This is a genomic window from Herbaspirillum sp. B65, assembly GCF_000333555.1.
Lineage (GTDB): Bacteria > Pseudomonadota > Gammaproteobacteria > Burkholderiales > Burkholderiaceae_D > Herbaspirillum > Herbaspirillum rubrisubalbicans.
Genome location: NZ_BADI01000787.1, coordinates 1 through 6757 on the forward strand (window position 1 = coordinate 1; position 6757 = coordinate 6757).

Annotated in this window: 5 protein-coding genes; 4 read left to right on the forward strand and 1 reads right to left on the reverse strand. The window is 63.3% G+C overall.

The genetic code is table 11. From position 1 onward, the window contains the following. The 4 genes from I5W_RS32900 to prpF all read left to right on the forward strand — a co-directional run. Positions 1 to 185 (forward strand): hypothetical protein (locus I5W_RS32900; protein ID WP_217284455.1); only part of this gene is annotated, 185 nt, incomplete at its 5' end. A 196-nt stretch (positions 186 to 381) separates the two neighbouring features. Beyond that, positions 382 to 1104 carry a GntR family transcriptional regulator gene (locus I5W_RS18855; protein ID WP_017453560.1) on the forward strand — a complete coding sequence of 241 codons (723 nt, stop codon included), beginning with the start codon at positions 382 to 384 and terminating at the stop codon, positions 1102 to 1104. A 52-nt stretch (positions 1105 to 1156) separates the two neighbouring features. Continuing rightward, positions 1157 to 3778, forward strand: a complete 2622-nt coding sequence (acnD, locus tag I5W_RS18860; RefSeq protein WP_044530385.1) for a Fe/S-dependent 2-methylisocitrate dehydratase AcnD — start codon at positions 1157 to 1159, stop codon at positions 3776 to 3778. Continuing rightward, entirely contained in the window at positions 3775 to 4965 is a 1191-nt protein-coding gene (prpF, locus tag I5W_RS18865; RefSeq protein ID WP_044530386.1) for a 2-methylaconitate cis-trans isomerase PrpF, read from the forward strand. The genes acnD and prpF overlap by 4 nt, the downstream gene beginning before the upstream one ends. A gap of 9 nt (positions 4966 to 4974) precedes the next feature. Here prpF and dld read toward each other — a convergent pair whose 3' ends face one another. Next, a complete protein-coding gene (gene dld, locus I5W_RS18870) occupies positions 4975 to 6669 on the reverse strand; it encodes a D-lactate dehydrogenase (RefSeq protein ID WP_199901765.1) in 1695 nt (564 codons plus the stop codon). Positions 6670 to 6757: the final 88 nt, after the last annotated feature.

A 6757-nucleotide genomic window follows, 5' to 3' on the forward strand; every position in this document is an offset into this window, starting at 1 on the left:
ACCCGTTGTTGCACCATCGCAGCAATCTGCTTGCCAATGACGGGCTGCCGGCCACGGGCCACGCCGGCGAGTACGTGAAGAACGCGATCAACGATGGTAGAGGTTTGAGGAGAGTCCATGGCGGCAATATAAGGTTAATTTCTCACTTTAGGCGAATGGTTCCCGCATATAGGGAAATAAATTGAAAAATTTTGAGATGCTTTTTCATATATTCCCAGGCGGCGGCTGAATTTTCTCACCTGTAACGAAAATTGCCTCATGCTATTTTTTAACCGCTCAGTGCCTAAAAAATTCCAGTGTCGACACTTCTTCCATTTTTCAGGTGAAGTGCTATGATTAAATGCATCAAAACCTAAATATTGTCGACACGGTCAAAATGACATGAGCGAGCTCATTGCACTATCCGGCGCAGAACGCGAGGGAGAAACCCTCTCCGAACACGTTTTTCGCAAGATCCAGAGCGCCATCGTGCAAGGCGATATCGCGCCTGGCAGCAAGATTTCCGAACCCGAACTGGCGCGTACCTATGGCATCAGCCGTGGTCCGTTGCGCGAAGCCATCCATCGCCTGGAAGGCCAGAACCTGCTGGTGCGCGTCCCCCACGTCGGTGCCAGGGTGGTATCGCTGACCCTGGAAGGCCTGGTGGAATTGTTCCAGATCCGCGAATCGCTGGAAGGCATGGCCTGCCGCCTGGCCGCCCAGCGCATGAGCCGGGCCGAACTGGACGAACTGCGGCGGGTGCTCGATACCCATGAAAAGGACGAAGCCTTCCAGGCCGGCCGCGGCTACTACCAGCAGGAAGGCGACTACGACTTCCACTACAAGATCATCCAGGCCAGCGGCAACCAGATCCTGACCCGCATCCTCTGCGGCGAGCTGTACCAGCTGGCGCGCATGTACCGCATCCAGTATTCCGCCACCCCCAATCGACCGCGCCAGGCCTTTGCCGAGCACCACCGCATCCTCGATGCCCTGGCCGATGGCGATGGCGAACTGGCCGACCTGCTCATGCGGCGCCACATCGGCGCCTCGCGCCGCAATATCGAACACCAGATCGCCCATGGCGCGCCGGGTAGCCCCGGCCAGCAACGCGATCAAGCCTGAACCGCCTCCCCGCACAACAACCATTCCATCAACGAGACACTAGCCAACCGCCATGAATACCCAATACCGCAAGCCACTGCCCGGCACCCGCCTGGATTACTTCGATGCCCGCGCCGCCGTGGAAGCGATCCGCCCCGGCGCCTGGGATACCCTGCCCTACACCTCGCGCGTGCTGGCAGAAAACCTGGTGCGCCGCTGCGATCCAGCCAGCCTCACCGATTCATTGCGCCAACTGATCGAACGCAAGCGCGAACTGGATTTCCCGTGGTTCCCGGCGCGCGTGGTGTGCCACGACATCCTGGGCCAGACCGCGCTGGTGGACCTGGCCGGCTTGCGCGATGCGATTGCCGACATGGGCGGCGACCCGGCCAAGGTCAATCCGGTGGTACCGGTGCAACTGATCGTGGACCACTCGCTGGCGGTGGAATGTGGCGGCGATGATCCGCAGGCGTTTGAAAAGAATCGTGCCATCGAAGACCGCCGCAATGAAGACCGCTTCCACTTCATCGACTGGACCAAGCTGGCCTTCGAGAACGTGGACGTGATCCCGCCCGGCAACGGCATCATGCACCAGATCAACCTGGAGAAGATGTCGCCGGTGATCCACGCCAAGGATGGCGTCGCCTTCCCCGACACCCTGGTCGGCACCGACAGCCACACCCCGCACGTGGATGCGCTGGGCGTGATCGCCATCGGCGTGGGCGGCCTGGAAGCGGAAAACGTCATGCTGGGCCGTGCCTCCTGGATGCGCCTGCCCGACATCATCGGGGTAGAGCTGACCGGCCGCCGCCAGAGCGGCATCACCGCCACCGACATCGTGCTCTCGCTGACCGAATTCCTGCGCAAGCAGAAGGTGGTGGGTGCCTATCTGGAATTCTATGGCGAGGGCGCGGCCAGCCTGACGCTGGGCGACCGCGCCACCATCTCCAACATGGCCCCGGAATATGGCGCGACTGCGGCGATGTTCTCCATCGACCAGCAGACCATCGATTACCTCAAGCTGACCGGCCGCGAAGATGAACAGGTCAAGCTGGTGGAAACCTATGCCAAGGAAGCGGGCCTGTGGTCCGACACCTTGAGCAAGGCCGAATACGAACGCGTGCTGCGCTTCGACCTCTCCACCGTGGTCCGTACCCTGGCTGGCCCGAGCAATCCGCACAAGCGCCTGCCGGTATCCGAACTGGCCGCGCAAGGCATCGCCGGCAAGGTCGAACATGAACCCGGCAAGATGCCCGATGGCGCCGTCATCATCGCCGCCATCACCAGTTGCACCAACACCAGCAATCCGCGCAACGTGATCGCCGCAGCGCTCTTGGCGCGCAACGCCAACCGCCTTGGCCTGGCCCGCAAGCCGTGGGTGAAGAGTTCGCTGGCCCCAGGTTCCAAGGCGGTCGAACTGTATCTGGAAGAAGCAGGACTCACCGCCGACCTGGAAAAGCTCGGTTTTGGCATCGTCGCCTTCGCCTGCACCACCTGCAACGGCATGTCCGGCGCCCTCGACCCGAAGATCCAGCAGGAGATCATCGAGCGCGACCTGTATAGCACCGCCGTGCTGTCGGGCAACCGCAACTTCGATGGCCGCATCCACCCCTACGCCAAGCAGGCCTTCCTGGCGTCGCCGCCACTGGTGGTGGCCTATGCCATTGCCGGCACCATCCGCTTCGACATCGAACAGGACGTGCTGGGCGTCACCGCCGAGGGCCGCGAAATCCGCCTGAAGGATATCTGGCCCAGCGATGAAGAAATCGACGCCGTGGTCGCGGCCGCCGTCAAGCCGCAGCAGTTCCGCAATGTCTACACCCCCATGTTCGCCGCCCGCGTGGATCGCAGCCAGTCGGTCAGCCCGCTCTACGACTGGCGTCCCCAGAGCACCTACATCCGCCGCCCGCCCTATTGGGAAGGCGCGCTGGCCGGTGCGCGCACCTTGACGGGAATGCGTCCGCTGGCCGTGCTGGGTGACAACATCACTACCGACCACCTCTCGCCCTCCAACGCCATCCTGCTCGACAGCGCAGCGGGCGAATACCTGGCCAAGATGGGCTTGCCGGAAGAAGACTTCAATTCCTACGCCACCCACCGGGGCGACCACCTGACCGCGCAACGCGCCACCTTTGCCAACCCCAAGCTGTTCAACGAAATGGTGAAGAAAGCCGACGGCAGCGTGCAGCAAGGCTCCCTGGCGCGGCTGGAGCCGGAAGGCCGTGTCATGCGCATGTGGGAAACCATCGAAACCTACATGGAGCGCAAGCAGCCCCTGATCATCATCGCCGGCGCCGACTACGGCCAGGGTTCGTCCCGCGACTGGGCCGCCAAGGGCGTGCGCCTGGCCGGGGTGGAAGCCATCGTGGCCGAAGGCTTCGAACGCATCCACCGCACCAACCTGATCGGCATGGGCGTGCTGCCGCTGGAATTCAAGCCCGGTGAAAACCGCAACACCTATGCCATCGATGGCACCGAAACCTATGACGTCATCGGCGAACGCCGTCCGCGCGCCGACCTGAGGCTGGTGATCCATCGCAAGAATGGCGAGCGGGTGGAAGTACCGGTCACCTGCCGCCTCGATACCGCCGAAGAAGTCTCGATCTATGAAGCCGGTGGCGTGCTGCAACGCTTCGCCCAAGACTTCCTGGAAGCCTCCGCAAACGCCGGCCAGAACGCCAAGGAAACAGCATGAGCCAAGTCCCCCAGATCCGCATTCCCGCCACCTACTTGCGTGGCGCACCAGCAAGGGCGTCCTCCTCAAGCTCGATGACCTGCCCGAAAACCGCTCGCGTCCCGGGCCGTGCCCGCGACAAGCTGCTGCAACGGGTGATCGGTAGCCCCGATCCCTACGGCAAGCAGATCGATGGCATGGGCGGCGCCACCTCCAGCACCAGCAAGACCGTCATCATCGCGCGCAGCGAGCGTGCTGGCCATGACGTCGACTACCTGTTCGGCCAGGTCTCCATCGACAAGGATTTCGTGGACTGGAGCGGCAACTGCGGCAACCTGTCGGCCGCCGTCGGGCCTTTCGCAATTTCCGCCGGGTTGGTGGATCCGTCCAAGTTGCCGCAGGATGGCGTGGCCGTCATCACCATCTGGCAAGCCAACATCGACAAGACCATCGTGGCCCACGTGCCGATGCGTGGCGGCCAGGTGCAGGAAACCGGCGACTTCGAACTGGATGGCGTGACCTTCCCCGCGGCCGAGGTGCAACTGGAGTTCATGGACCCCGCCGCCGAAGAAGAAGGTGCAGGCGGTGCCATGTTCCCCACCGGGAATGTGGTCGATACGCTGGAGGTGCCCGGCGTGGGCAGCTTCCAGGCCACCATGATCAATGCCGGCATCCCTACCATCTTCCTCAATGCGGAAGAGATCGGTTACACCGGCACCGAACTGCAGGACGCCATCAACAGCGACCCGGCCGCGCTGGCCCGCTTCGAGACCATCCGCGCCCATGGCGCGATCCGCATGGGGCTCATCGGCAAGGTGGAAGAAGCAGCGACCCGCCAGCACACGCCCAAGGTAGCCTTCGTGGCCCCGCCCAAGGAATATGTTTCCTCCAGCGGCAAGACGGTCACCGTACAAGACACCGATGTACTGGTACGTGCCATGTCCATGGGCAAGCTGCACCACGCCATGATGGGCACGGCAGCGGTGGCCATCGGTACCGCCGCGGCCATTCCTGGCACGCTGGTGAACCTGGCCGCAGGTGGTGGGGAGCGCAACAGCGTGCGCTTCGGCCACCCTTCCGGCACCCTGCGCGTGGGCGCACAAGCCAAGCTGGAAGACGGCCAGTGGGTGGTCACCAAGGCCATCATGAGCCGCAGCGCCCGGGTGCTGATGGAAGGCTGGGTACGGGTGCCGGGCGACGCGTTCTGATAGATCAGACTAGCGCCAATGCTTGCGGCGCGAGGTCTTGCCGATGCCCGGATTGAAGCTGTTGGTCGGGTCCAGCCTGCGATAGAAGGCTTCCAGCGCAGGCTCGGCCCGGTATTGATGCCCCACATTGTGTTCGGCCGGGTACTTGGCGCCCTTGGCCTCGAGCAGCGCCAGGATCGCCTGCTTGAGCGCCTCGCAATCTTCACCCTTGTGGACCAGGTATTCCTGGTGCATCACGTGGCAGAAGAAATGCCCACAGTACATGGTGAAGCGAATCTTGCCCGCGATCTCGGGCGGCAAACGCTCGAACCAATCGAGCGTATTGCGCGGCAAGGCGATGTCCAGCGCCACGATATCCTCCACCTCCCGCTCATGCACGGCGCGATAACGCACGATGGCAGCGCCCACCACGAAGCGGTTCAGGAACGCCGCCTGCCCCTCCCCTGCTTCACATTCGAAGAAATCACCGCTGGCCGAAGGAAAGCGGGCTTGCAGCACGCCACGTGCATAGTCGGCGCCCTGCTGGCTCATCTTCAGCAGCAGATGATGTTCATAGCAATCGCGATAGACCACTAGCCGTGGAGGCAAATGCGGTGGCAGCCAGTGCGCAAGCCGCTGCAGGATACGGTCGCTGGTGCCAGCACGCAGGCCCAGCCGCTCCAGCCAGGCATCGACCCGGCTTTTCAGGGCATAGGCCTGCATCAGGCGCTCGGTACCAAAGCGCTGGATGAACAGGAACAAGTCCTTGCCATAGCGCTCGCTGGCTTCGAAGGCAGAACGGTGCATGTATTCACCGGCAATCGGTAGGTGCACAGCGTGCTGCAGCAAGGTACGCCGGATGGCTTCCAGCTCGGCCGGGTCATTGCTGCCGATGTAGAACACGGTGGGCGCGTCATCCGCCGGGAAGGTATCGAGCCGCAGCGCAAACACCACCACATGACCGGCCGAACCCGACGCTTCGTACAGCCGGCGCGGATCGGCGTTGTAGCGGGCCGGCGTGGGCGCCTCGACATCACGCACGTGCTGGCCATATTCCTGATCGGAGGCATGACGTCCACCACAGTCGCAGGCGCCAGCGCCTTCAGGAAGCTCTCCACGATCCAGCCGCCCCAGGATTTCCTCGGGCGTATCGCCCAACCCCAGACCGAGGTGATTGACTAGTTGCAGCCGGCCCTGGGCATCGACCTGGGCATACAAGGCCAGTTGCGTATAGGCCGGGCCGCGCCGGATCAGCGAACCACCCGAGTTGTTGCAGATGCCCCCGGTGACCGACGCCCCCATGCAACTGGAGCCGATCACCGAGTGAGGCTCGCGCCCCAGCGGTTTGAGCCTGCGTTCCAGTTGATCCAGCGTCACGCCCGGCTGGGTCAGAACCTGCCGCCCCTGCTCGAGCAAGTCCAGCCGCCGCAGGCGCAAGGTATTGAGCACGATCACCGGCCGGTCATAGCCCTCTTCGACAGGTGTCGAGCCTCCGGTCAAGCCGGTATTGGCGGCCTGGCAGATCACGATGACATCGGCCTGGTGGCAGGCCTGCAGCACCTGCCACATCTGGCGCAGGCTGCCCGGCCGCACCACGGCCAGGGCTTCGCCGCGGCCATAGCGATAACCGCGACAGTAACGGCGTTTGGCCGCAGCGCTGGTCAAGACGTGGGCCTGGCCGACGATCTCGCCCAACCCCTCTATCAATGCTTCCCTCAACGCCATCCCCTCTGACTTACTGCACGAAGAAGCGCACGCGGATGGCATCGATGGCCACCGCGATGAAGATCATCACGCCACCGATCATGCCCAC

What these genes read in the sequence shown, in the direction of transcription:
- I5W_RS18855 (WP_017453560.1), top strand. Translation starts at nt 382, where the DNA reads ATGAGCGAGCTCATTGCACTATCCGGCGCAGAACGCGAGGGAGAAACC.
- acnD (WP_044530385.1), top strand. Translation starts at nt 1,157, where the DNA reads ATGAATACCCAATACCGCAAGCCACTGCCCGGCACCCGCCTGGATTAC.
- prpF (WP_044530386.1), top strand. Translation starts at nt 3,775, where the DNA reads ATGAGCCAAGTCCCCCAGATCCGCATTCCCGCCACCTACTTGCGTGGC.
- dld (WP_199901765.1), bottom strand. Translation starts at nt 6,669, where the DNA reads ATGGCGTTGAGGGAAGCATTGATAGAGGGGTTGGGCGAGATCGTCGGC.